This is a genomic window from Bacillus sp. FSL E2-8868, from assembly GCF_038005505.1.
Classification (GTDB): Bacteria; Bacillota; Bacilli; order Bacillales; family Bacillaceae_G; genus Bacillus_A; species Bacillus_A mycoides.
The window spans coordinates 1,066,745-1,092,126 of record NZ_JBBOTI010000001.1 but is presented as its reverse complement, the minus strand read 5'-3'; the positions used below and the strand labels follow the sequence as shown (position 1 = coordinate 1,092,126).

At 33.6% G+C, this 25,382-nt stretch carries 25 protein-coding genes; 6 read left to right on the top strand and 19 right to left on the bottom strand.

The window, feature by feature from the left end; genetic code table 11:
- Nucleotides 1–65: 65 nt before the first annotated feature.
- From NSS74_RS05810 to NSS74_RS05790, 5 genes are all read right to left on the bottom strand, one after another.
- Nucleotides 66–2,486, bottom strand: a complete 2,421-nt coding sequence (locus NSS74_RS05810; protein ID WP_002142799.1) for a heavy metal translocating P-type ATPase — start codon at nt 2,484–2,486, stop codon at nt 66–68.
- Nucleotides 2,487–2,580: 94 nt separating this feature from the next.
- The gene (gene copZ / locus NSS74_RS05805; protein ID WP_002033654.1) at nt 2,581–2,787 is read right to left on the bottom strand and encodes a copper chaperone CopZ; all 207 of its coding nucleotides are present in this window, start codon (nt 2,785–2,787) and stop codon (nt 2,581–2,583) included.
- A gap of 195 nt (nt 2,788–2,982) precedes the next feature.
- Nucleotides 2,983–3,285 carry a metal-sensing transcriptional repressor gene (locus NSS74_RS05800; RefSeq protein ID WP_002014668.1) on the bottom strand — a complete coding sequence of 101 codons (303 nt, stop codon included), beginning with the start codon at nt 3,283–3,285 and terminating at the stop codon, nt 2,983–2,985.
- A gap of 292 nt (nt 3,286–3,577) precedes the next feature.
- Entirely contained in the window at nt 3,578–3,805 is a 228-nt protein-coding gene (locus NSS74_RS05795; protein WP_002014667.1) for a hypothetical protein, read from the bottom strand.
- A 308-nt stretch (nt 3,806–4,113) separates the two neighbouring features.
- Nucleotides 4,114–5,184, bottom strand: a complete 1,071-nt coding sequence (locus tag NSS74_RS05790; protein ID WP_159146984.1) for a helix-turn-helix transcriptional regulator — start codon at nt 5,182–5,184, stop codon at nt 4,114–4,116.
- Nucleotides 5,185–5,271: 87 nt separating this feature from the next.
- Between NSS74_RS05790 and NSS74_RS05785 the strand changes: the two genes are divergently transcribed.
- Entirely contained in the window at nt 5,272–5,961 is a 690-nt protein-coding gene (locus NSS74_RS05785) for a class I SAM-dependent methyltransferase (protein WP_159146985.1), read from the top strand.
- A gap of 37 nt (nt 5,962–5,998) precedes the next feature.
- On the opposite strand, the gene NSS74_RS05780 is transcribed toward NSS74_RS05785, so the two are convergent.
- The 6 genes from NSS74_RS05780 to NSS74_RS05755 form a co-directional block, all read right to left on the bottom strand.
- Entirely contained in the window at nt 5,999–6,817 is an 819-nt protein-coding gene (locus NSS74_RS05780; RefSeq protein WP_012261522.1) for an alpha/beta hydrolase, read from the bottom strand.
- A 16-nt stretch (nt 6,818–6,833) separates the two neighbouring features.
- Complete coding sequence (locus NSS74_RS05775) at nt 6,834–7,655, bottom strand: ABC transporter ATP-binding protein (RefSeq protein WP_002014663.1); 822 nt, start codon at nt 7,653–7,655, stop codon at nt 6,834–6,836.
- A 14-nt stretch (nt 7,656–7,669) separates the two neighbouring features.
- A complete protein-coding gene (locus NSS74_RS05770) occupies nt 7,670–8,692 on the bottom strand; it encodes a FecCD family ABC transporter permease (RefSeq protein WP_002128652.1) in 1,023 nt (340 codons plus the stop codon).
- Nucleotides 8,685–9,692, bottom strand: a complete 1,008-nt coding sequence (locus tag NSS74_RS05765; protein ID WP_002014660.1) for a FecCD family ABC transporter permease — start codon at nt 9,690–9,692, stop codon at nt 8,685–8,687. The genes NSS74_RS05770 and NSS74_RS05765 overlap by 8 nt, the downstream gene beginning before the upstream one ends.
- A 27-nt stretch (nt 9,693–9,719) precedes the next feature.
- Entirely contained in the window at nt 9,720–10,685 is a 966-nt protein-coding gene (locus NSS74_RS05760; protein WP_002014659.1) for an iron-hydroxamate ABC transporter substrate-binding protein, read from the bottom strand.
- Nucleotides 10,686–10,988: 303 nt separating this feature from the next.
- Complete coding sequence (locus NSS74_RS05755) at nt 10,989–11,747, bottom strand: exodeoxyribonuclease III (RefSeq protein ID WP_002185106.1); 759 nt, start codon at nt 11,745–11,747, stop codon at nt 10,989–10,991.
- A gap of 154 nt (nt 11,748–11,901) precedes the next feature.
- On the opposite strand from NSS74_RS05755, the gene NSS74_RS05750 reads away from it, so the two are divergent.
- From NSS74_RS05750 to NSS74_RS05740, 3 genes are read left to right on the top strand one after another with little or no spacing between them, the layout of a single operon-like run.
- A complete protein-coding gene (locus NSS74_RS05750) occupies nt 11,902–12,492 on the top strand; it encodes a bifunctional transcriptional activator/DNA repair enzyme AdaA (RefSeq protein ID WP_002185105.1) in 591 nt (196 codons plus the stop codon).
- Nucleotides 12,479–13,009: a methylated-DNA--[protein]-cysteine S-methyltransferase gene (locus NSS74_RS05745; protein WP_002185104.1), complete on the top strand. Its 531-nt coding sequence runs from the start codon at nt 12,479–12,481 to the stop codon at nt 13,007–13,009. Before NSS74_RS05750 ends, NSS74_RS05745 begins: the two co-directional genes overlap by 14 nt.
- The gene (locus NSS74_RS05740; RefSeq protein ID WP_002142813.1) at nt 13,006–13,917 is read left to right on the top strand and encodes a DNA-3-methyladenine glycosylase family protein; all 912 of its coding nucleotides are present in this window, start codon (nt 13,006–13,008) and stop codon (nt 13,915–13,917) included. The genes NSS74_RS05745 and NSS74_RS05740 overlap by 4 nt, the downstream gene beginning before the upstream one ends.
- Before the next feature lie 34 nt (nt 13,918–13,951).
- Here the strand turns inward: NSS74_RS05740 and NSS74_RS05735 are convergent, their stop codons facing one another.
- Both NSS74_RS05735 and pepT read right to left on the bottom strand, forming a co-directional pair.
- Nucleotides 13,952–15,016, bottom strand: coding sequence for a lactonase family protein (locus NSS74_RS05735; RefSeq protein ID WP_002142814.1), 1,065 nt, complete (start codon nt 15,014–15,016; stop codon nt 13,952–13,954).
- Nucleotides 15,017–15,117: 101 nt separating this feature from the next.
- On the bottom strand, nt 15,118–16,350 hold the full coding sequence (gene pepT / locus NSS74_RS05730) for a peptidase T (protein ID WP_002142815.1): 1,233 nt from the start codon (nt 16,348–16,350) through the stop codon (nt 15,118–15,120).
- A 182-nt stretch (nt 16,351–16,532) separates the two neighbouring features.
- On the opposite strand from pepT, the gene NSS74_RS05725 reads away from it, so the two are divergent.
- On the top strand, nt 16,533–17,177 hold the full coding sequence (locus tag NSS74_RS05725) for a YczE/YyaS/YitT family protein (RefSeq protein WP_340813248.1): 645 nt from the start codon (nt 16,533–16,535) through the stop codon (nt 17,175–17,177).
- A gap of 67 nt (nt 17,178–17,244) precedes the next feature.
- Here NSS74_RS05725 and NSS74_RS05720 read toward each other — a convergent pair whose 3' ends face one another.
- Nucleotides 17,245–17,820 (bottom strand): histidine phosphatase family protein, encoded by a 576-nt coding sequence (locus tag NSS74_RS05720; protein WP_002142816.1) that lies wholly within the window; start codon nt 17,818–17,820, stop codon nt 17,245–17,247.
- 225 nt (nt 17,821–18,045) lie between these two features.
- Complete coding sequence (locus tag NSS74_RS05715) at nt 18,046–18,435, bottom strand: VOC family protein (RefSeq protein WP_002142817.1); 390 nt, start codon at nt 18,433–18,435, stop codon at nt 18,046–18,048.
- A 426-nt stretch (nt 18,436–18,861) separates the two neighbouring features.
- Between NSS74_RS05715 and NSS74_RS05710 the strand changes: the two genes are divergently transcribed.
- Nucleotides 18,862–21,582, top strand: coding sequence for a putative bifunctional diguanylate cyclase/phosphodiesterase (locus NSS74_RS05710; protein ID WP_002142818.1), 2,721 nt, complete (start codon nt 18,862–18,864; stop codon nt 21,580–21,582).
- Between the two features lie 129 nt (nt 21,583–21,711).
- Here the strand turns inward: NSS74_RS05710 and NSS74_RS05705 are convergent, their stop codons facing one another.
- Genes NSS74_RS05705 through NSS74_RS05690 form a run of 4 tightly spaced genes read right to left on the bottom strand, consistent with a single transcriptional unit; the run spans nt 21,712 to nt 25,061 of the window.
- Nucleotides 21,712–22,776, bottom strand: coding sequence for an undecaprenyldiphospho-muramoylpentapeptide beta-N-acetylglucosaminyltransferase (locus NSS74_RS05705; protein WP_002142820.1), 1,065 nt, complete (start codon nt 22,774–22,776; stop codon nt 21,712–21,714).
- A 49-nt stretch (nt 22,777–22,825) separates the two neighbouring features.
- Nucleotides 22,826–23,170, bottom strand: coding sequence for a DUF6572 domain-containing protein (locus NSS74_RS05700; protein WP_002033638.1), 345 nt, complete (start codon nt 23,168–23,170; stop codon nt 22,826–22,828).
- The gene (locus tag NSS74_RS05695; protein WP_002142823.1) at nt 23,170–24,078 is read right to left on the bottom strand and encodes an NAD-dependent epimerase/dehydratase family protein; all 909 of its coding nucleotides are present in this window, start codon (nt 24,076–24,078) and stop codon (nt 23,170–23,172) included. Before NSS74_RS05695 ends, NSS74_RS05700 begins: the two co-directional genes overlap by 1 nt.
- Entirely contained in the window at nt 24,075–25,061 is a 987-nt protein-coding gene (locus tag NSS74_RS05690; RefSeq protein ID WP_002142824.1) for a UDP-N-acetylglucosamine 4,6-dehydratase family protein, read from the bottom strand. The genes NSS74_RS05695 and NSS74_RS05690 overlap by 4 nt, the downstream gene beginning before the upstream one ends.
- Nucleotides 25,062–25,382: the final 321 nt, after the last annotated feature.

Sequence of the window (25,382 nt, the reverse complement as noted above, 5' to 3'; positions counted from 1 at the left end):
ATACTCATACAAAGTATTGTTTATTGTAAAAAAGCATATTAAATTCGCTTTATAGCTGAAAGTGTTTAAGATTTCAATTTAACTCTTTGTAATCTTAATGCATTTAATACGACTGATACAGAGCTAAATGCCATTGCTGCACCTGCAACCCAAGGAGCTAAGAAACCGAGCGCCGCAATTGGAATTCCTAGGCCGTTATAAGCTAACGCCCAGAATAGATTTTGCTTAATATTTCTAATCGTCATTTTACTCATAAAAATTGCATCAGCAATACTATTTAAATCACCACGGATTAACGTAATGTCTGCCGCTTCCATAGCTACATCCGTACCTGTTCCAATTGCCATACCGATATCCGCCGTAGCAAGTGCAGGAGCATCATTTATTCCATCTCCAACCATTGCTACTTTCTTACCTTGCGCTTGAAGTTTTTTCACTTCTTCTGCTTTTCCTTCAGGTAATACTTCTGCAATTACGTGATCAATACCAACTTGCTTAGCGATTGCCTGAGCAGTTTGTGTATTATCTCCTGTAATCATAACAACGTCTAGACCCATTTTCTTAAGTCTTGCGATAGCTGCTTTTGAAGTATCTTTTACAGTATCTGCAACGGCCACTATACCAGCATATTCTTTATTGATCGCAATAAGCATTGCTGTTTTTCCTTCTCGTTCTAGCTCTTCCATCGATTTAGAAACTTCTTCAATATCAATATCGAATTTCTTCATTAATCGACGTGTACCAATTAATAATTGTTTCCCTTCTACGACTGATTCGATACCGAATCCTGGAATCGCTTCAAACGTTTCTGAACTTGGGATATCAATTTTCTTTTCTTTAATTCCTTCTACAATCGCTTCTGCAAGTGGATGTTCAGAATTTTTTTCTGCCGCACCTACTAAACGTAGTATTTCTTCTTCATGGAATCCATCTGCTACAATTACATCTGTTAAAACAGGCTTCCCGTTTGTCACAGTACCTGTTTTATCTAGAATAACTGTATCTAATCGGTGCGTTGCTTCTAAATGCTCTCCACCTTTAAATAAAATACCATACTCAGCTGATCTTCCTGATCCCGCCATAATAGATGTAGGTGTTGCAAGACCTAATGCACACGGACAAGCGATAACAAGTACTGCTATCATTTTCTCAAGTGCTCCGCCAAAATCACCAGGTGTAACAAATATCATCCACACCGCAAATGTAATAATAGCAATTACAACTACAACAGGTACGAAAATACCTGAAATTTGATCTGCTACCCTTTGAATAGGAGCTTTTGAACCTTGAGCCTCTTCTACTACTTTAATAATTTGAGCTAATGCAGTATCTCTTCCTACCTTAGTTGCTTTAACTTTTAAAAATCCATTTTTATTCATTGTAGAGCCAATTACTACATCCCCAATTGTTTTATCAACTGGAATACTCTCGCCTGTTAACATCGATTCATCTATCGCTGATTTTCCTTCTACAATTTCTCCATCTACTGGGATTTTTTCACCAGGTTTAACATAGACAACATCACCAGCTACCACTTCTTCGATTAAAATTTTCATCTCTGTTCCATCTCGCACAACTGTGGCAGTTTTCGCTTGTAGTCCCATCAACTTTTTAATAGCTTCTGATGAACGCCCTTTTGCTCTCGCCTCAAATAATTTACCTAAAATAATTAAAGTAATAAGTACCGCACTCGTTTCAAAATATAAATCTGTCATATGTTCTGAAGAACCAATCGACCTAATACTTAAATAAACACTATAGAAATAAGCTGCGGACGTTCCAAGTGCCACAAGAACATCCATGTTTGCACTTTTATTACGTAACGCTTTATAAGCCCCAACATAAAACTGGCCTCCAATTATAAACTGTACTGGAGTTGCAAGAGCTAGCTGCACCCAAGGGTTCATAAGCATATCAGGTAAATAAATAAATGATGTAAATGAGAAATGACTTACCATTGCCCACAGTAACGGGAATGATAAAATAAACGAAATGATAAATTTCTTCTTTTGTCGTTCAATTTCTTGTAAGCGATGATCAGTTGATCCATCTTGCTCATCTGATTTCACTTCCAATTTATATCCTAATTTCGTGATTGCACTCTTCATTTCATTTACATTAATTTCATCAGGATTAAAATCTACTGTAGCTGATTCCAAAGCGAAATTTACTGTCGCTCCGTTCACACCTTCTAACTTATTTAAACGCTTTTCTACTCTATTCGCACATGCTGCGCATGTCATCCCTGAAACAGTAAACTCAGCTTTATCACTTACAATTCCATATCCTAGCGACTCAACTTTTTCCTTAAATTGTTGTGGATTTGTTTTATGGGGATCATACATTATTTTTGTTTTTTCAAGTGCAAAATTTACATTTGCATCATGAACACCTTCTACTTTTTTCAGGCCTTTTTCAATTCTATTTGCACAGGCTGCACATGTCATGCCTGATATTTGGAGATTGGCCTCTTTTTGTTCATTCATGTCTCTCACCTCTATATACCCTTATAAGGTATAATTTTTAGCAAAATAAATCGTACTCCATATAAAGTACGATTTATTTCTATATTAAAAATTATTATTGAATTTCATAGCCTTGATCTTCAATTACAGCAACGATATCTTTTAACGTTACAACTGATGAGTCGATAGTAACTTCAACAGTTCCTTCTGCTAATTGAACTTTTACTTGTTCAACGCCGTTTAGTTCTTTCACATTACTTTCAATAGAATTTACACAATGCCCACAAGACATACCCTCAACTTTTAATGTTAACTGTTCCATTTAAAATCCTCCTCTTGTTTATTCATTGTTTATTAATCACAACTACATCTTACCATACCCCCCTAAGGTAATCAATGGTTTTGTATCATGATTTTTATTTTTTTCTAAAATCTTTATTTTTTTGCTCCAATTATGAATTTATATATCTTCTCCTATATAAACAAAAGCCAAGCTAGTCAAATACTAGCTTGGCTTTTATGCTTTTGAAAAACGTTCAAATACTGTCATTAATTCTTCAATTGCTTCGTCACCATTACCATTTTTAATAGCTCCTGAAACACAATGACTCGTATGATTTTTTAAGACACCCATTCCTACTTTTTTCATCGCTGCATTAATCGCAGAAATTTGAACTAAAATATCCACGCAATAACGATCATTTTCAATCATATTTTGAATACCACGGACTTGGCCTTCAATTCTCTTTAATCTATTTATAATTTGTTCTTTTTCTTTTTCTGATCTATGTGTTACTGATTCATGGTCCTTATGATCCATATTATCACCTTCTTAAAGTTTCTCTTCATCCAATAAAACAATTGCTTTTATGAGTATACCAATTATATCATCAAATATCTATGTAGGATACCCCATATGAGTATATTTTCGCTTTATGATTATTCTTAACACATCATTAGCTTCTCAGTCTCAATTAATATGATACCCTTTCTTTTTTTCAAAAAAACAATAATAAGCAGGGATTGTCCATCCCCGCTTATTATTCATCCACAAATATAAAAGTCTCAATTTTCACACGTGTAAATTGAGACTTTTTTCTTCCTATATATAATTATTGCTGATCACATACTTTTGTATCATTCACTACTGAAGTTCCTTCAACGGTTACCGTATGAAAACAGTCATTTACACGAACTGTCACAACATTATCTTGCCGATCAATGATATGGTATTCATTAAAATTTTTATTCAGAGCACTGCGAATTTGTTCTCCTTCATAAATTGGAATGCCATGTGATAAAACCCAAATAAACCCAGCGATAGCAAGAATAGTTTTCATACGATCTACCTCCTTGAGAATATAGTGAACTTTTAATCCATGCTTTTTCAGCTCTACTAATCATGAATGGAATGAATCAAGCCTTTTTGGAAATAAGTTCATTTCTTCTATTTTATGTTTATGCTAATTGTGACCGAATTGTGACAACTTTTTGTCTATTTAGACGAAAAGTTGAAACAAAACTTTCAAAAAGGACAATTCTACTTATAAAAAAAGGTTATGGAATGTTTCATCCGTAACCTTTTTTCAGCCCTATTCTACAACTCATCCACCGTACTTCATGTGATTTTTGTAGAGTTATTTTATTTTTATTCATCGACATCAAAACAAAATCTTGAAAAAACTTCCCACACGAGTTCATTTCTACTACTTACCCGAGTCTTTTCAAAAATGGATTTTAAATGATCTTGTACCGTGTATATAGATATACAAAGTTCATGGGCTAATTCCTTTGTCGACATACCTGTAAGAATTTTACGTATTACTTGCTTCTCACGTGTTGTAAAACTATACACTTCCGTAATAAGCGGAAAGATTTCTTCCGGTCTTGCTCTTTCGAATAGAACAACATAACCACCCTGAAAACTACTTGTACGTTCTAACTTACTGGCCCGAATGATTAAAAAATGTCCATAGGCTAAAGGTATACAAACTTTTTCTTCTCTATTCATACAACCTACATTATATTCGTTAGCCTTTACTTTCGAACAAACCGCACGTATTGGCCTTGGTATTTCTTTTATATTTAACTGTTCATACTTTCTAAGATTTGAGAGCCAATCGCTGCCATCTTGATTCCAATATAATAAATTAAAATCCTCACTTAATATAATCGTGCCTGTCCCTATTACCTTCTCTTCTGAAAAAGGTTTAGGAAATACCTTTTTTAAAGCCTCTCCAGCAATTGGGACTATCGTTGCCAAATACTTACAATCATCTATATGAAAAGCGGGACTTGTACTCCCTCGAAATAAACTAAGATGCCCAAAACAGTTCCCCTTACTCATACAAACGCCCCTTAATTCATCTCCAAAACTTGCTGGTTTTAAAATATTTCGGTATCTAGAGCTTTTCTTTTGTTCACCATTTGTCACCATACTAAGAGAAGCAACATGAGGATGGTGTTCTGATAAATATTTAAATTTATTAAAATCATCTTCTAGAAATTCATTCATAAACAATTGTGGATGAATCTTTTCAACACTTTCATCCGTAAATGCCCCAGTAGATAAAAAAGAAATTGGGTCTATAGCTGTAAAACAAGCGGCGTCAAAATCAATGACTCTACGTATTAAGTGGAGAAATGACTCTTGAAATGTCCTTATAGAACTTATACGATTCGCTACCATTGTAATTTCTTTCGTTATTTTTTCATACATCCTCTTCCCCCCAGATTTATGGGATTGTTTCCCTTCATAATTTCATTCCATAATAAACCTATAATACACATACTTAGGAGGTTAAAAATGAATTGGAATGATACTACCGTAAATTCATATGAACAAAGAATTCCATGTAAAATCCCAGGCTACTACAACCTATATGAAATGATGAATTATTTCTTGTTTACTACACTCCCTAAAGAAAATATGAATCCAAATTTACTAGTTATAGGTGCTGGTGGTGGACAAGAAATTCTCTCAATAGGCAAACAAAATAGCAACTTATCTTTTACAGGTGTCGATCCATCTGAAAGCATGCTACAGCTAGCTAAAAAAAGAATTGAAAGCGAAGGCATACAAAATCAAATTCACTTTGTACATGGAACTGTCCATTCATTATTAACCAATCCATTATTTGACGCTGCTACTTGTATGCTTGTTCTTCATTTCATCCCAACTATTAAGGAGAAAAAAGAGCTTCTTAATGAAATTAGTAGTCGCTTAAAACCTGGTGCTCCATTCTTTCTCTCTACAATAAATGGTGTACCCCATACAAGTATGTTTTCTGCACAATTGAATGCTTGGCGCAACCACATGATGCAAAATCAAATTCCATTAGAAGATTGGAACCGATTTGAAAATTCTTTTGAAACAGAAATATTTCCTATTTCCGAAACGAATCTACTAGCTATCATGAAGGAATGTGGCTTTATTCACATCACTCGCTTTTTCAGTAGCTTTTTAATTGATGGATACGTTGCCTTTAAACAATAATGAAAAAAGGTAAGCAATTGCTTACCTTTTCCCTCTTCTATAGGTGACTAATAAACCTTAACCCTTTACTTAAAGAAGTCGGCACAACTGACGCATGATTTTCCCCTTCAGCTTCATAAAACGTAAATCTAAACTGATCGTGTTTTACTTGGAGAAGGCGCTCTGACAATTCGTTTGCCCCTACAACCATATGCTCTCGTTCCAATGACCCAACTGTAAGGAATACTCCCGTTTCAACTTTAGCATTGTTTAATTCATTTATAAGATTCTTTTCTTTTTCAAGCACCGATTGGTTATTCCACCAAATAGATGGACTACTTATAAAATAATTTTGAAAGGCATTTACGTTTGTGAATAGTATATGTAAAGCAAATAGACCACCTAAAGAATGTCCAAATAACGTTTGCTTTCCTTTATCAATCTCAAATTCCTTTTCAATTTGTGGTTTCAATTCTTCTTCAATAAAAGTAAAGAAATTATGCGCTCCCCCTGTTTTAGGCCACGGTTTACCGTCCGGTTTTAACGGGGCATCTTTTGAAATTACGACAGGTGTAAGATCATAGCATCTTTCTTCTCCTGAAAATGCCCCTTCAATACGATAACCAATACCTACTATAATAGCTGGTGAAACACCTGTTTTCTCTGCTCTAACTGATTGTATTTTAACCGCTTCATGGAATGTTTGAAAAAAGGCATTGCCATCTAATACGTATATAACAGGATATCCTGACTCTGGTGCTGGCTGCCTCGGCTTTGAAATATGAATTTGATATTCTTTACCTTCTAATTTTGAATACATTTTCCACTGTTCTGTATTAAATGTAATAACCTGCTGTTTTTCAATAGTAGTATTCATCTTACATCCCCCCTTCTTAACTCGTTACATATATTTCTACTTTCTCTTCTTGAGATACAACGCTATCGTAACCGAAACAAACAGGAGACCCATTATACGGATCAATCATGACACGTGCATCAATATGAAATACTTCTTTTAACACTTCATTTGTAATTATTTCTTCTGGGCTACCAGTTGTAACGATTTCCCCCTCCTTCATTGCAATAATTTCATCTGAAAACCTTGCTGCATGGTTAATATCATGTAATACCATAACGACCGTACAATTATGTTCTTTATTTAACTTCTCCACAATTTGTAATACATCTAATTGATGAGACATATCAAGATATGTAGTTGGCTCATCTAATAGCAACACTTCTGTCTCTTGTGCTAAAGCCATCGCTAGCCATACCTTCTGTCGTTGACCACCTGATAAATTTGCAATTTGTCTCGTTCGAAATTCAGAAGTTTTCGTTATTTCTAATGCCCAATCAATCATTTCTTTATCTTTTGAAGTTAACTTATTTACGTTATTTCGATGTGGATAGCGTCCATAAGAAATTAACTCTTCTACTTTAAGCTCCCCTGGTGCAATTGGAGTTTGCGGAAGTAAAGCTAACTGCTTCGCAATTTCTTTCGTTGGAATTGTATTTAAATCCTGTCCTTGCAAATATACTTTACCGCTCTTTTGCTTTAAAATTCTTCCCATTGTTTTTAACAATGTCGATTTCCCGCACCCGTTTGGTCCTATAATTGTCGTTACTTTTCCTTCTTGTATTTCCACATTTAAATCGCGAAACACTGTAAGCTTTTCATAACTCGTTTCTAAATTTTTTGCACTTAAAATACTCACTTTTATTCCTCCTCTTACGCTTTCGCCTTATAAAGTAAATATAAGAAATACGGTACACCGACAATAGAAATAACGATCCCAACAGGTAACTCTACAGGGGTGAAAACTGTTTTTGCAATAAAGTCTGAAGCTATTACAAGGAACATTCCGATTACTCCACACGTAGGAATTATATATTTATGCTGAATACCGACGAGCCTTTTCGCTATATGCGGTGCCATTAATCCAATGAAACCAATACTTCCTGAAACAGCAACACATGCACTCACAAGTCCGATACTACTTAATAGTAAAATGGATTTCTCTCGTTCTACTGCAACACCTAAACTTGTAATACTCGTTTCTTCCAATTGAAATAAATCTAATAAATAAGCTTTCTTTTGTATAAGTGGAATTAAAATGATAAGCCACGGTAACATAGCAACAATATACTTCCAGTTTGCACTATATATGCTTCCAGACACCCAAACTGCAGCCATCTCGAAATCAGTTGACTTCATTTTGAGCGATAAATACATAGAAAACGCTCCAAATCCAGATCCAATTGCAATCCCTGTTAATAAAAGACGTTGCGAGTCTAACTTACCGTTTTTCCAAGAAAACAGATAAATTATTATAGCGGCTCCTAGCCCACCGACTAAACCAAACATCGGCATCATCATAATAGAAACCCAGTCTGTGCTCTTTAATTGTCCTTGAAAGAAAAACATAAAAATGACAATGGCTGTTCCTGCCCCGGCATTTACACCTAAAATACCTGGATCTGCCAATCCATTCCTCGTAATCCCTTGAATTACAGCACCCGCAACACCGAGGCCTAATCCTACTAATCCAGCAATTACAATGCGCGGAAGGCGAAACTCAAAAATAACTAAATCATGGTCTGGTACTGGATCTATTCTAAAGAGTGTTTTAAATACATCTGTAATCGTAATATCAAACGTACCATTCGTTAAACTAATATAAATAGCACATAATATTAAAAATATACTAATCCCCATTGTCATTCCAAAACGTTGACTTGAACTTTTAAGCATGTCTCTCTCCTCCTCTTGTACGGATTAAATAAAGGAAGAAAGGAATTCCAATTAAGGAAGTAACGACTCCAATTGGTGTTTCAAATGGATAGTTTACAAATCTACTTAAAATGTCACATAATGCTAAGAAAACTCCACCAATAACGCCTGCGCAAGGCAAAATCCACTTATAATCTACCCCAATTATAAAGCGCGTAATGTGTGGAATAATTAAACCTACAAAACCAACTTTCCCCACTAAAGCAACTGCTGTTCCTGTTAAAAAAATAACTGATAAAATTGCCATCGCTTTAACTAGTTTTGTACGCTGACCTAGATTAATAGAAACTTCTTCTCCTAAAGAAAGAATGGTAATAGATTTTGATATTAATAGTGCTAAAATTATACCAATTATCCCAAATGGTATCGTGATTTTAATGATATTAGGGTCCACTTGATCTAACTTTGCATTAAACCAAAAACTAACATTTTGAGAAATTTGGAAATATGAAGCCATCGCAGCCGATACACTACTTAAAAATGTTCCAATAACTGTCCCTATAATTGCTAATCTAACAGGGGATAAGCCATTTTGAAGGAGTGAGCCAAAACCAAACACTATACCGGCTCCTAGTGCAGAGCCAATCATTGAACATAAAACCATACCAATCGATGACATTCCCGGAAGAAAAATCATACAAAGTGTAATAACAAAGGCTGCACCATCCGTCACACCCATAATAGAAGGGGATGCAAGATAGTTCCTTGTCATCCCCTGCATAAGTGCTCCTGATATGGCTAGAAATGCTCCGACTAAAAGAGCTGCAACTACCCTTGGTAAACGTGAAGTAATAATAATATTATGATTTACATCGCTTGAATCAAAATGAAATAAAGCATTCCACACTGTTTCAGCATCAATGTTTTTCGCCCCATATAAAACAGAAAGTATAACTGTAAATAAAATCAATATGGGTGCTATACATAAAATGGTTACTGGTACCGCATTCGTTTTCTGCATATCATTCAACGCACCTTACTTATTGTATTATTTAGATAAATTTTTCACTGCTTCTTTTAAGAATGCTGTTTTACTCCAAGCTGTGCCACCTTGGGCCATTGGATCTACAACGTTTACAAATACTTTCTTTTCTTTCGCAGCATTCATACTTTGCCAAATTGGATTGCTTTCAATTTCTTCTAGCACTTTCGGGTTTTTATTTTCACTTGCCTCATATTGTAAGAAAACATAATCTGGGTTAAGTTCAGCAAGTTTTTCAAATGAAATTTTCTCTTGTGCTTTTACAGTTTTAAGTTGTTCTGGAGCAGTTAGTCCAAGATCTTTATAAATTACAGGGTTGAAGTATACTCCTTCTGGATATAGGAATAATTCATTTGCTCTTAGTCTAATTACAAGTACTTTTTTGTCTTTTAACTTATCTCCTAATTTTGCTTTTGCTTTTTCAGCGTCCGCATTGTAATCTTTAATAATTTTTTCTGCTTTATCTTTTTTACCAGTTAATTCTCCCATTAACTTTAAGTTATCTTCCCAATCTGTTGAAACGTGTGATACCGGGAACGTCGGAGCTACTTTCGTAAACTTTTCAGCTGTTTCTGCTGGGAATTTCGTACTAGATGTAATAACATCCGGTTTTAATTGAAGTAATGTTTCAAAATTAGGTTGCATTTTTTCACCCACAGATTTTGCACCCTCTAATTCTTTTTCAAGATACTTTGGTAATTTACCACCTACAGTAATTGCACCGACTGGTTTAATTCCAAGTACTGCTGCATCTTCCATTGACTCTAAACTAGCTGTCGCAATTTTATCTACTTTTGCTGGTACTGTGTATTCTTTACCTAAATATGTAATTTTTCGTTTTTCATCTTTTTTTGTTTCCGTAGCTTTTGTCTGTTGCTTTTGTTCCCCTGAAGTTTTATCCGTACTATTACATGCTGCTAAACCTACACTTAAAACTGTAACCATCCCTAATGTAAATAACTTCTTGTTCATCTTTATATATCTCCTCTCAAAACTTGTAAATAGATTATTTTTATATGAAAACTTAACTACATGAAACTTGTCCCAAACATATATTTCATTAGATTAATAATTTTATCCGGAACTCATTCTCATTCACTTCCCCTAAACTATAATTCTTTTACACTTCATCCATCGATAACCTTTTTCAATGATAATGATTATCGTTACTAAGTATATATTTAATATGCAATTATTTCAAGAATGATTTGAAAAATTTTAACAAACTGAATTAAAAAGAAGTATCCGCCTATTATTAGCGAGATACTTCCTTTTTTAGAAATTTATATGTAATTCAACTGGACAATGGTCTGATCCCATTATTTCACTGTTAATTTTCGCCTCTGTTATTTTGTCTTTCATTCTTTCCGAGACAACAAAATAATCTAAACGCCATCCAATATTTTTTGCTCTCGCTCCCATACGATACGACCACCACGAATATGCTCCTTCCTGATCAGGATAAAGGTAGCGATACGTATCAACAAATCCTTCTTCTAAAGTACGTGTAAACTTCTCCCTCTCCTCATCAGAGAATCCAGGGTTTTTACGGTTACTTTTTGGATTTTTTAAATCTATTTCTTTATGTGCGACGTTTAAATCTCCGCAAAAAACAACTGATTTCTTTTCATTTAATCGTTTAATATAGGCCCTGAAATCATCTTCCCATTTCATTCTGTAATCTAAGCGTTCTAATCCACGTTTGGAGTTTGGTGTATATAACGTTATCATATAAAAATCTTCAAATTCTAACGTAATAACTCGTCCTTCTTGATCATGCTCTTCAATCCCTAAACCATATGTAACAGAAATCGGTTCTTTTTTCGTGAAAATAGCCGTTCCTGAGTAGCCTTTTTTCACAGCATAATTCCAATATGTATAATATCCCTCGGGATTTAAATCAATTTGTCCACTTTGTAATTTAATTTCCTGTAAACAAAATATATCTGCATTAGATTCTTCTAGATATTCTAGAAATCCACCTTTTGCAATAACTGCTCGCAAACCATTTACATTCCATGAAATCAACTTCATCTATGTTCCTCCTCTTGATGTGCATTTTCAATTTTCATGCTAACACAAAATAGATACCCTATCATAGTTTCATCTTTGTAATCTTGCTCTTACATTCGTAAATACGTACATACGTACTTTATTCAGGTTATACTAATGCCAGAGGTGATGTTCTGTGCATAATGAAGAGTTCACAGTAACAAATGAGTATTGGCAAGCAATTATTCATAATGACTCCACATATGATGACAAATTCTTTTACGCTGTAAAATCAACCGGTATTTTTTGCCGACCATCATGTAAATCGAGAATACCGAATAAAAACAATGTACGTATTTTTCTTAAGGCAGAGCAAGCATTACATGAAAATTTTCGTCCGTGTAAACGTTGTAAACCAAACGGGCTAACTTTACCTAATGAAGAATGGGTAGAGCAAATTAAAGAATATATCCAAAAACATTATTGTGACGTGCTAACCCTCGACTTACTCGCAGAAATATGCCATGGTAGCCCTTATCATCTACAACGCACTTTCAAGAAAATTGTAGGGATTAGTCCAATAGAATATATACAGCAATTCAGAATTAAAAAAGCGGCAGAATATCTTTCACATACAAATCAATCCGTTAAGGAAATTAGTACTGCTGTCGGGATAGAAAACTCGGAGTATTTCGCAACTTTATTTAAAAAGAAAACCGGATTTACTCCTACTGAATATCGAAAAAAGAACGAAATGAAAGAGGGATACAATAATGAATTCCTATAAAAATAAATCTATATATTGGGCGCTAATTACACATAAAAATTGGTGCTTGCATATTGCTGCAACTGAAAATGGACTATGTTTCATTGGATCTCAAGACGAAAACTTTGAAGAACTAAATTTGTGGGCTAGAAAAAAACTGCCACAGCATATATTGACTCACAATCCAGATTACCTGCTAACATATACGAAAGAAGTTATCGAGTATTTAGAAAACAAGCGAGAAACTTTTACATTCCCTATTGATGCTTACGGAACTGAATTTCAATTATCTGTTTGGAATACGGTACGTGAAATTCCTTATGGAAAAACATATTCTTATTCAGAAATTGCAGAAAGAATTCAAAAACCTACAGCTGTACGTGCCGTTGCTTCTGCTATTGCTGCCAACCCACTTCTTATTACAATTCCTTGCCATCGCGTTATAGGAAAAGATGGAAAACTAACTGGTTTTAGAGGCGGATTAGAAATGAAGAAAGAATTGCTTACATTAGAAAAGTTACCGGTGGAATTCATATGACAGCAGAATATAATAGCGCATTGACTTTAGTAGTTCCAAAAGAATTTAGTTTTCAAGAAAACTTACGCTATCTATCGCGTTCTAAAAATGAATGTATGTTTCATATTGAAAACAATAAAATCTATAAAGTCATTCCTGTTCAAAACATAAATCCATTAGTTGAAATTGGTTTGAATGCCAATAGTAATATTCAAATACGTTTTTTAGGAGCATCATATGTCTCTGAAAAATGGGCACACGATGCCGTATCTAACTATGTAAAAGAGTGGTTTGATTTAACTACTGATTTAGCTCCCTTCTATAAATTAGCTAAACACGACCCACTCCTTCAAAAACCCATTAAAGAATTTTACGGTCTTCGTACTTTGGGAATTCCGGATTTATTTGAAGCACTATGCTGGGGGATTCTAGGTCAACAAATCAACCTCACATATGCCTATACTCTAAAAAGAAGATTAGTCGAAAATTTTGGCGATTATGTAGATTGGAACGGTAGAAAACATTGGATATTCCCATCACCTGAAGTAATAGCAAATTTAGATGTAGAAGATCTCGCAACATTAAAAATGACTACAAGAAAGTGCGAATACTTAATTGACGTCGCGCAGCTCATTACAGAAGGTAAATTATCAAAAGAATCTCTATTACAAATACAAGATGTGAAGCAAGCTGAAAAACAATTAACTAGCATTCGCGGTATAGGGCCATGGACAGCTCACTATGTTTTGATGCGTTGTTTACGATTCCCTTCAGCTTTTCCAATTGATGATGTTGGTTTGCATAATGCAATTAAATTTATAACAGGTGCCGAAAAGAAACCGACTAAAAATGAAATAAAAGAATTTGCATCAAATTGGACAAATTGGGAGTCTTACGCGACTTTTTATTTGTGGCGGGTGCTATATTAAAATTTCCTAATAAAAAATAGATAGGGAAACCTATCTATTTTTTCACATGTAAAAACTTCACACATACTGGCTCTGGAACATTTACGTCCGTCTGTACAAGCGTTAGCTCACCTGTCATTTCATCCCTAGCAAATAAAGTCAAAGTATTAGATCTTTCATTCGCTGCAATTAAAAATTTTTCATCCGGATCTAAAGAAAAATCACGTGGCCAATCCCCTTCTGTCGATACTGTTTCAATAAAAGCGAGCTCTCCATTGTGCTCATTCACTCGGAAAACCGCGATACTATTATGTCCCCTATTTGCTGCGTAAACAAACTTGCCATCAGAAGAAATGTGAATTGCACTTCCGTAACTATCTTTTCTAAAATCTTCAGGTAATGTAGAAATGTATTGTTTTTCTTTAAAACTGCCACTCTTTGCATCATATTGAAGTACAATAATCTCTGAACTTAATTCTGTCATAACATATGCATACTGCGCACTTGGATGAAATATAAGATGCCTTGGACCACTACCATGTTTTACAGATAACCGTGTAACTTCTATTAGTTCTCCATCACTTTCTTTATATGTAATCACCTTGTCTATTCCTAAATCAACTGCTACTACATATTTTTCATCAGGAGTAAAATCTATATAATGAGCATGTGCCTTTTCTTGCCTTTCCTTATTTGGTCCTGACCCTTTATGTTCTACAATTACCGTAGCAGCATTTAAACTTCCATTATCCTTTTTCACTAAATAGGACTCTACTGTTCCTTTATGATAATTAGCTGCTACTACTATACTATTCTCCCGATTCACACTTACATAGCACGGCGATGCCCCTTCTAAAACTTGCATGCTAATCGAATTTAGATTACCGGATTTATTATGAATAGAAAAACTAGCAATTCCACCTAACCCATTATCTTTCGCAACAGAATAAAGGTACTCGTTGTTATGACTAATCGTTACATATGTCGGACTTCCTATATGAGCTGCTAATTCAATCCCTTTAAGTTCTCCGATGTTCGTATCAAGTATAAATTTATAAATCCCCTTACTCTCTGCTTTGGTATATGTCCCTATATAACCATGAAACTGATTTTCACTCATAACATTTCCCCCTTTTACAAACGTCTTGTAACAAGTTTCACTTTGTATTTTTTACTATAGAAAAGAACCAAGTAGCACTTCATTACTACTTGGTTCTCTTTTTAAGCTTGTTCTTCAAATCGTCTTACGATTTCTACAATTACTTGAACAGCTTTTTCCATAGTATCTACCGAAACATACTCAAATTTACCGTGATAGTTTTCACCACCAGTGAAAATATTTGGCGTTGGTAATCCCATATATGATAATTGCGATCCATCTGTTCCACCGCGAATTGGATGAATATTCGGTTCAATATTTAAACTTTTCATTGCCTCATACGCAATATCAACAATTTCTCTCACCGGTTCAATTTTTTCAAGCATATTATAATACTGATCATTCATCTCTAAAACGATTGCATCTTCGCCGTACTTCTCTTGCATGTTTTTCACAATATCTTTAATGTTATTTTTACGCGCTTCAAAATGATTACGATCAAAATCTCGAATAATATAGTAAGCTTTACTTTGCTCGACATCACCATTTAAAGAGAGTAAATGATAAAACCCTTCATATCCCTCTGTATATTCTGGCGCCTCTTCTACTGGCAACTGTCTATCGAATTCCATAGCGAGTTTACTTGCGTTACGCATTTTGTTTTTCGCTGTTCCAGGATGTGTATTTGTCCCTCTAAAAGTTAATTTGGCACTTGCAGCGTTAAAACTCTCATATTCTAAACCACCTAATGGACCTCCGTCCATTGTATAAGCAAACGATGCACCAAACGCTTCTACATCAAAATGCGATGGTCCACGGCCAATTTCTTCATCCGGTGTAAATGCTACTCTTATTTTTCCATGCTTAATTTGCGGATTATGTATTAAATAATTCATTGCGACCATGATTTCTGTAAGACCAGCTTTATCATCTGCTCCAAGAAGTGTTGTACCATCAGTTGTAATAATTGTATGTCCTTTATATGATGGTAATTCCGGGAACTGTTCAGGTGTTAACACAACATTTAATTCTTCATTTAACGTAATCGCATTACCATCAAAATTTTCATGAATTTGTGGTTTTACGTTTTTCCCTGTAAAATCTGTTGCTGTGTCTAAATGAGCTAAAAAGCCGATTACAGGAACATCCTTATCTGTATTAGCAGGCAGTGTTGCCATTACGTAACCTTTTTCATCCATCGTCACTTCTGATAACCCAATCTCTTTCAACTCTTCCACTAATAACTTACCAAACTCAATTTGCCCTGGTGTTGTAGGCACTGTATGACTTTCTTCATTTGATTGTGTATCAATCTTTACATATCTCGTAAATCTTTCAATAAGTTCTTGTTTCAAATTCGTTCACTCCTTTTATAGTTCTCTCTCTATTATAATCCTTATAACGAAATATTTTAACTTTTTTGACTGTGAAAATATATATCCATTTACATTTTTAATAAATCATAAAAAGACATAACATTTGTACATTTAAATTCAAACATGTAATATACATCATTATATATTGGGAGGTTTTAAAGATGAGGCTAACTCTCTTTCGCTATTTTCTTTTTTTCCTAGGATTAATTTTTTTTGGACTTGGAAATGCTCTCGCAGTCAAAGTTAAATTCCTCGGTTTACATCCTTGGGAAGTTTTAAATATGGCTCTCTACCAACGGTTTGGGTGGACAATTGGTACTTGGAGTGTCATATGTGGATTATGTCTCGTTCTTATCTCTTTACTAGTAGATCGAAAATATATAAACGTGGGCACATTTTTAAATGCACTACTTATCGGTCCTATTATGGACTTTTTCTTACAATCAAAAATCCTTCCAAACGCTAGTGATTATTTATGGATAAACTTACTCATTTTATTTTCTGGTATTGCAATTACAGGAATTGGGGGCGGCATGTACGTCGCGGCTGGCATTGGTGCTGGACCCCGCGATGGATTCATGCTTACCATTTCTGACAAAACTGGGTTATCTATTAGCCGTGCTCGAATCATTGTAGAATGCTTTGTACTAGTCATTGGATTCATGCTAGGAGGTCTTGTTTTTATCGTAACTTTTCTATACACTTTTATTCAAAGTCCAATATTCCAGCATTCATTTAAGGTATTTCAAAAACTCTTACATACTTTAAATAACAAAAACAAAGAACGTATTAGTGAAAATATTTAAAACTCAACTTAATGCAAAAGAGTGTGTTTTAAAAGTAATTTTTAAAACACACTCCATATACCCCATTTCATTCTTCTCTCCATAATCTCTCTACATTCATTAATTGCTCTTCTTTAAATTCTAGCTTATATATATCCGGTTTGGATGTATTCATTAAAAATTCAAGTCCATATTGATTATCAAAATAGTTCATCATTAGTGTCATTACAAGCCCATGTGTACCAATTACAATTTTATGTCCTTGAAAATTCATTAATATTTCTTTTAACACTCTCACTACTCTTCGCTGACAATCCGCATATGACTCTCCATCTGTCAGTGCATATTCTGGATTAAAAAACATCTCCTTTACAAGTGGGTACACTTCCTTATCCGATATAATTTTATTTTCATTTGAAAACTTACACTCTTTAAGATCTTCATATACTAACATTTCTTTTTCATGGAGATTCGCTGACTCTTCTATCGTTAACATAGCCCTCTTATACGGACTTGAAATGAAAGTATTAATTCCCTCTGTTTCTAATATCTCAGTTATTCTTTGAGCATCTAAAATTCCCTTCTCAGTTAATCCACGTGTTCTTTCATTTCCTTCTAATTTTGGCGATTCACCATGCCTAACCATATAGATATATGTATTCATAATTCCTCCCTTTTCTATATCCCTCTTTAAAGACATGACTATCAACCCATAAGAATATACGTTCTTATTTCATATCTTTCCAGAACAAATTATCAAATGTTAATCTTCAGATAAACTCACAAAAAAACTTCCCCCTTGATTTTATCCCATTCAAGGAAGCTTATATATATTTTCTTTTACACTATCAAAACTCGAAACGTCTTTCTCCTCTAGTTTCGCCACACCTCATTCTTCTATTTTCATCAATACAATTCTCCAACCATCCGGATCTTCTATCGTTATCCCCTTTTTTTTCCAATACGGATTTTCTGGTTCTACTTCACCATACCCCATTGTATGCAGCCTTTTACTCACTTTTTTCATTTCACTATCTTCTCGCATGTAAAATACAAGTAAGTTATCTTTTGTTGGAGCTGGACATGGGCTCCCATCTATATATCTTGTAAATTCTAAATGATATTCTTCATCTGGTAGTCCAAACATGACGCCATCGTAACCTTCATGACCGTAAAATTCACCTATACGCTTTAAACCTAATCCTTTTTCATAGAATGCTATAACCTCTTCAAACTTATCTGTTGGACGTGCTATTCGAAACTTCACCCAATTTTTCATGCTTTTCCTCCCATACTAAAAACGTAATGAATGACTATATTTTATTGTATATACTTAAAACATTTTTGAAATCCCTCATTAGTATGAAAATAGATACATACAAAGGTGTTACTTACTAGCCTATAACAATCAAAAACTCACCTAGAAAGAAAATCCCATCATTTTATATGCAAATTTGCATCTCCACTTGCAAAGCACTAAAAAACCTTTAAAATATACTGGATGACTAAATATACAATTCCCATCTAAAATCTTGATACACTAAAAATCATTAAATGTAGTGTTTTTTCATTTTCAAGAATTATTGCACTCTTGTTTTTTTCCTTATAAGCATGCTTTTTATAAGGAAATCTGATACAATCCTTAAGTAATATTATTACGTATAGATATTACGAATATAGTACATACTTAAAGAAGGTGATTTTTTTGAAATTAAATAAAAATTTACAGCTATGTATATTAATCACAACATTAATATGCTATTCAATCTATTTTATGTTTTTCTTTCTGTTCCCTACTAATTTTTCAAATTTCAATGTACGCTTCGCTTCACTCATCGTTGAAGTCATTACATTTATATCGCTAATTTACTCTATATACTCTAAAAAAGTTAGTTCAAATCCTTTTTGGATATGTATTACAATTGCAATTGGTAGTTTTTTATTAGGAAAAGTAGTATATACGTATCAAGATACCTTTTTCGAACTTCCAATACATCATTTTACTATTTCTGATGTATTTTACATGTTTTTTCTATTCTTCTGCCTTATCGCTTTTTGCTATAAGATCTTAAAAGAATGCACTGAATGGGAAAGAGCTTTCTTTATTTGTGATATATGTATAGTACTTACTTCCATATTCACATTAGAATGGTATTTATTTAATCAGCCAAATTTAAATATATTCTCACTTTCACTCGGAGATATTTTCCTTTCATTTCTATATCCAATTGCAGATCTATTATTTCTTCTACTAGGTGTTAGTCTCTTTTTCCGCCCAACAATTTTTAAGTCCAAGCGGAAAATTTATATCTTTATTTTTGTATTGATTAGTTCTGCAACTTTTAACTATATTTATTTTTACTTAAATACCCATTTATCAACTGACACTATAACATTTTTACGTCTTTTATATAGAATACCTATATTGCTTATCGCAATAGCTGGGTCTATTTCAGAAGATGATAATAGCCATAAAAATTATTTCATTGTAAACCCTATACTAGGAAAAAAAGTATTAGTCGTATTTCCCTATCTTGCTGTTGCAATACTAATCGGGTTTACATTAAAAGAACAAACATCGTCTTCAACTCTCATTACAGGAAATTGTATCGCTTTTGTTTTCGTACTTATTCGCCATTCTATTGTGCGTATGCAAAACGACACCCTAACAAAACGTTTACAAGTATTTAATGCTCAACTAGAAGAAAAAGTTACTTTAAGAACTTCTGATTTAGTCCATAAATCAGAGGCCCTATCTCAGAAACAACAAAAATTCAAATCATTATATGAATATCATCCTGATCCCATTTTTACGATTGATTTAAATGGAATATTCTTAAATGTAAATAAAGCAGGAAGCATACTACTTGGAGCACCAACGAACGAGTTACTTGGTGAGACATGTTTTTCTATTATTTTAGATGCAGATAAACATAAACTGATATCTGCATTAGAAAAAGTTAAACAACAAGAATCAGCATCCTTACAACTTAGTTCTCAATATAAAGATGGCTTTACTTATTTTTTATACGTTACCATCGTTCCTATTATGATAGATGGACAAATTTCAGGAAGCTATATTATGGTAAAGGATATTACCGCACTAAAAAAACAACAAGAAGAAATAAAATATTTAGCATTCCACGATACTGTAACGAAAATTGGGAACCGATCCTTTTTCCATAGGAAGTTAAGAAAATTTATAAAAAATGCTCAAACAACACAAAGTGAGTTTGCATTATTATATTTAGATTTAGATCGCTTTAAAGTAATTAACGATACACTTGGACATTCGTCAGGTGATTACATATTAGAAGAAGTAGCAAAACGTTTCCAATCATGTCTTCCATCACATACTCATCTGTCAAGAATCGGTGGTGATGAGTTTACAATCTTAATTGAAAACTATACTGACGAAGATTCCTTATTCGAGTTATGTAACCAATTATTTGAAAGCATGGAAAAGCCGTTTGTCATACATGAGCATAAATTAACTTTATCACTGAGTATCGGTATCTCCATTTATCCACATTCCGGAATCGATACCGCTACACTTCTGAAAAACGCTAATGTTGCAATGTATGATGCAAAGGCAAAAGAGCTTAACTCTGTCTCTATCTATGACGATGTAATCGCTAAAAAAATCGAAAGACGATTACGATTAGAAAAAGATTTACCAAACGCAATACAAAATGAAGAATTGTTCCTTTTGTATCAACCTCAAGTTGATAGTGAATCTAATAAAATTATCGGTGCAGAAGCTTTAATCAGGTGGAATCATCCTGAATTAGGTGTTATTTCTCCATACGAGTTTATTCCGATTGCAGAAGAAACACTACAAATTATTCCAATAGGAAAATGGACATTACAGCAGGCTTGTGAGCAAATGAAACGTTGGCACGCACTCGGATATTCGCAATTAAAAATAGGGGTAAATTTATCTGCTAAAGAATTTGAACAAGAAGGCTTTGTAAAATCTATTTCTTCTACTTTAGCAACTACAGGCTTACCAGCAAGTTCCCTTGATCTAGAATTAACAGAACGAATTGCAATGATGGATGAGAGAGAAACATTGATAAAACTGCGTACACTAAAAAGTTTAGGGATTCACATTTCAATCGACGACTTTGGTACAGGTTATTCTTCCCTAGCCTACTTACCTTTATATCCAATCGATACGTTAAAAATCCCAAGAGAATTTATTACAATGTCTGAAACGTGTGAAGATGGAATGGAAATCATTAAAACAATCATCACATTAGCAAATACATTAGGAATGTCCGTCATTGCTGAAGGCGTAGAAACGAAAGAACACGTAAATTTCCTTCAAAAAAATAAATGTCAGTTTATTCAAGGTTACTATTACAGTAAACCTATTTATGCCAATGCATTTACTAAGCTGTTAGAAAACGGTATTCGTCCATAGTAAATCAAAATGCATATAACTCTATACGGAATGTAATCGTTATAGGTAATAATGAATTTGAACAACTATAGTAAAAAGGAAAGAAGATACCTTCTTTCCTTTTGTTTTGTTTTTCTATTTAAATTTCTATTACTTCACCACTTCATTTATTATATCTATTAATTGATGAATCCCCTCATCATTTGTTTTCTTATATCCATTCATGTTTTGAATATATCTCTCCTTATTTACATACAACTTATTTACCACATCTGTAAATGTACTGGTGCTTATTCTATCTTGAAGTAATACTTCCGCATACCCTTGCCTAGAAAAATAGTCAGCATTTAAAACTTGATCCCCTCTACTGGAACCATTAGTTAACGGAATAAGCAACATCGGTTTCTTCAAATATAACAATTCAGAAATAGCAGTAGAACCCGCTCTGGAAACTACAACACTTGCCATATTCAGTATATGTGGCAACTCTTCTCCTATATATTCAAATTGCATATAACCTTCCATTCCGATAGAAGGATCCACCTTCCCTTTACCACACATATGAACAATATTAAAACTTAATAATAATGTATCTAAACTTTTCCTTACCATATCATTTATCCACTTAGCACCTTGACTCCCACCCATTATTAACAATACTGGCTTATCTTGCTGAAATTCACAATACCTTCTTCCTCGTAATACGTTACCTCTCTCAATTTCTTCCCTTACAATTGGTCCTACATAAACCTTCTTCTCGTTACTTACATTATCCCCTGTATGAGGAAATGTTGTGCATAGTTTTGTAGCAAAAGGTAATGCTATTTTATTTGCAAGTCCTAACGTGCTATCTGGTTCACGTATTACGATAGGTACACTATTTAACCATGCCCCTACAACTACAGGAACTGAAACAAATCCTCCTGCAGAAAAGATAACGTCAGGCTTTATTTTCTTAATTAATTTATAACTTTGTAAGCAGCCTTTTATAATTTTAAAAGGATCTTTAAAGTTCTCCCAATCCCAATATCTCCGGAGCTTCCCCGTTGAAATACTATTGTACTTAACATTTTGAACTAATAATTTTTCAATTCCATTTTGAGATCCAATATACTCAACTCCCCATCCTTTTTCTATAAATTTAGGAATCAATACCATATTAATCATTACGTGTCCGGCTGTACCGCCCCCAGTAAAGAGAATCGTTTTATTCATAGCTTATATCCCACCTTTATCATTAAAAGTCTAGCTTTATAGTAATCTTTCAAATGTACATTAACTTACGATGATTTATATAAATCTTTAACTCCAGACCTATGTCTTGCAAAAGATCTTTGATGAGTTCATAAAAATCATTTCCATACTCACTACATTCATACTGAGTAAAGACTTGGATTACAGGACTAGTTCCTGTATATATTGTTTTGGGTTTTCGATTAACCTTTTCCACATATGCTCGACATGTATTTATCGCCTCATAGATGCGCAAAACATGTTCTTCTTCATCTTTCCAATCCAGCGTATCAACAATCGAAAGCGATAGCATATTTTGATTATTTATAGTCTCATAACAATTCATATATTTCTTACATCCTTTTATATTTTTCATTAAATGCAGACGTCACTACACTTCGCATACTCAAGTACATCTTTTAATGATTGCTGAAATGGGATTTCTGGAACCCAACCTAACTTTTTTATATCCTCTAATACTAAACTTTCATTTGAGCCGCTCTCACTATTCTCTGTTTCTTTTATAGTAAAATTCAACTGTGTTAATCCTTTATATTGTTCCAATACATCTAATAAAGAGCGTTTTACTCCTGATCCAATATTATATTGTTTTCCATTTATACCATCACGTAATAACACATGATACGCTTTAACTGCATCACGTACATCTAGAAAGTCTCTACTATCTTTCAAACTGTTTACTTCAATAATCGCTTTACTTCTACCCGATTCTATATCTATCATTTTTTTTGCGAGAATTGAACAAACACCATTCGATACTCCTGGACCAATTAAATTTGAGGGCTTTGCAATGATAATATTTGAATCCATTAATCCGCCCCAAGCCTCCGCAATAATGACTTGCATAGTTTTACTTAAACTATATGGATTTGAAACTTTTATGTTTTTCATACTATCTGCTTGCAATGCAGATCCTATAACTAATGTTTTACAATGCGAGGCTTCCTGCTTAATGGCTTCTAATAAATATAAAGTCCCTATTACGTTAATCTCTATATATTCCAGAGAAGCTGTCCAAGACTCATTAACTGAGTTTCTTCCTGCTAAATGCAATACATAGTCTGGTTTTATTTGTTTAATTACCTTCATTACTTCACTCTTATTTGTTAAATCACAAGTAATACCATTTTCGATTTTTTTTCTATGTGAACGATTTTGAAACATAGGAATTACATGAAAGCCCTGCTCTAAAAAATATTGGCAAGCATGACGTCCTGTGAAGCCATTTGCACCAGTTATTAAAAGGCTCGCATTTCTTTTCATCGTAAAAACCCTCCTTTTTCTAACATTTGTTTCACCTCATGCTTTGTAAGTAAGTCTTGTTGAGAACTAAAACTCTTCACATCCACAAGCGGATAACTAGCATAATATTCTTGAAGTCCTTCTATAGGAATAGTCGGTAGTACCACAAAATAATTTTGATCAAAACTAATACTTGTTTTACTCTCTACCTCAGATAAAAGCATTTCACTTAATTTTTCACCAGGTCTTATCCCTACCTCTTTTATCTTCACGTTTTCTTTTTTCGAATCTTCAATCAATATTCTTGCTAAATCCGTTATTTTACATGCTGGCATTTTCATAACAAAGATTTCTCCTCCTCTTCCTTCAGATGCTGCTTTAAATAACAATCCAACAGCATCTTCAATGGTTAAGAAAAATCTAGTCATATTTGCATCGGTAATCCCTACTTTTGAAGATTGCTTAATTTGCTTTTTAAAAAGCGGTACCACACTTCCACTCGTTCCTAAAACATTTCCGCCACGAACACAAATGAATTTTGTTTTCTTCGTTTGCACATTCGCATGAACCATTAATTTTTCACCAATTGCTTTTGTCATCCCATACGTATTTGATGGATCGGCCGCTTTATCAGTTGAAACATATATAACTTTCTCAACTTGATTCTGGATAGATGCTTCAATTACATTTTGCGTACCATGTATATTTGTTTTTATAGCTTCATAAGGATAATATTCACATACTGGAACATGCTTTAAAGCTGCAAGATGAAATACATAATGTACACCTTGGCAAGCATATACTAGTTGCTCTTTATCACGAATATCTCCAATAATAAATTTCAGTCTCTCTTCATTTATAAACTGTTGCTGCATTTCAAACTGAACCGTTTCATTCCTTGAAAAAACTCTAATTTCTTTCGGTGATTTTTCTAATAGTTGTTTTATAAGTTCATGTCCCCACGAACCTGTACCACCAGTAATTAAAATTATTTTATTAAGCATTCCTTTTCCTCCTACCATACATTTCAATTCAAATTGTATTCATTAAGGTTATTGAATTATTTTCAATTGATTCAAATCATAATCGTCGTTTGTTACATTTAATTGACAAAATAAAAAAACAGAAACTATTTTTTAATAGTTTCTGTTTTTCATTTCACTTCTTAGCAATTAGATTTTCTTTATACTGTTTGAATGATAACTATATTACTGGTTTAAAAAACACCGCTCATTTATTTCTTATACTCGTAATAAAATAAAGTGAAACTTTAATTAGTGGGGAATTTTGTCCATCCCCCACTGATTATTAGTTGAATCAATCGG

Bases quoted from the DNA above. Each gene is read 5' to 3' on its own strand.
- NSS74_RS05810 (WP_002142799.1), bottom strand. From the start codon at position 2,486: ATGAATGAACAAAAAGAGGCCAATCTCCAAATATCAGGCATGACATGT.
- copZ (WP_002033654.1), bottom strand. From the start codon at position 2,787: ATGGAACAGTTAACATTAAAAGTTGAGGGTATGTCTTGTGGGCATTGT.
- NSS74_RS05800 (WP_002014668.1), bottom strand. From the start codon at position 3,285: ATGGATCATAAGGACCATGAATCAGTAACACATAGATCAGAAAAAGAA.
- NSS74_RS05795 (WP_002014667.1), bottom strand. From the start codon at position 3,805: ATGAAAACTATTCTTGCTATCGCTGGGTTTATTTGGGTTTTATCACAT.
- NSS74_RS05790 (WP_159146984.1), bottom strand. From the start codon at position 5,184: ATGTATGAAAAAATAACGAAAGAAATTACAATGGTAGCGAATCGTATA.
- NSS74_RS05785 (WP_159146985.1), top strand. From the start codon at position 5,272: ATGAATTGGAATGATACTACCGTAAATTCATATGAACAAAGAATTCCA.
- NSS74_RS05780 (WP_012261522.1), bottom strand. From the start codon at position 6,817: ATGAATACTACTATTGAAAAACAGCAGGTTATTACATTTAATACAGAA.
- NSS74_RS05770 (WP_002128652.1), bottom strand. From the start codon at position 8,692: ATGCTTAAAAGTTCAAGTCAACGTTTTGGAATGACAATGGGGATTAGT.
- NSS74_RS05765 (WP_002014660.1), bottom strand. From the start codon at position 9,692: ATGCAGAAAACGAATGCGGTACCAGTAACCATTTTATGTATAGCACCC.
- NSS74_RS05760 (WP_002014659.1), bottom strand. From the start codon at position 10,685: ATGAACAAGAAGTTATTTACATTAGGGATGGTTACAGTTTTAAGTGTA.
- NSS74_RS05755 (WP_002185106.1), bottom strand. From the start codon at position 11,747: ATGAAGTTGATTTCATGGAATGTAAATGGTTTGCGAGCAGTTATTGCA.
- NSS74_RS05745 (WP_002185104.1), top strand. From the start codon at position 12,479: ATGAATTCCTATAAAAATAAATCTATATATTGGGCGCTAATTACACAT.
- NSS74_RS05740 (WP_002142813.1), top strand. From the start codon at position 13,006: ATGACAGCAGAATATAATAGCGCATTGACTTTAGTAGTTCCAAAAGAA.
- NSS74_RS05735 (WP_002142814.1), bottom strand. From the start codon at position 15,016: ATGAGTGAAAATCAGTTTCATGGTTATATAGGGACATATACCAAAGCA.
- NSS74_RS05725 (WP_340813248.1), top strand. From the start codon at position 16,533: ATGAGGCTAACTCTCTTTCGCTATTTTCTTTTTTTCCTAGGATTAATT.
- NSS74_RS05720 (WP_002142816.1), bottom strand. From the start codon at position 17,820: ATGAATACATATATCTATATGGTTAGGCATGGTGAATCGCCAAAATTA.
- NSS74_RS05715 (WP_002142817.1), bottom strand. From the start codon at position 18,435: ATGAAAAATTGGGTGAAGTTTCGAATAGCACGTCCAACAGATAAGTTT.
- NSS74_RS05705 (WP_002142820.1), bottom strand. From the start codon at position 22,776: ATGAATAAAACGATTCTCTTTACTGGGGGCGGTACAGCCGGACACGTA.
- NSS74_RS05700 (WP_002033638.1), bottom strand. From the start codon at position 23,170: ATGAAAAATATAAAAGGATGTAAGAAATATATGAATTGTTATGAGACT.
- NSS74_RS05695 (WP_002142823.1), bottom strand. From the start codon at position 24,078: ATGAAAAGAAATGCGAGCCTTTTAATAACTGGTGCAAATGGCTTCACA.
- NSS74_RS05690 (WP_002142824.1), bottom strand. From the start codon at position 25,061: ATGCTTAATAAAATAATTTTAATTACTGGTGGTACAGGTTCGTGGGGA.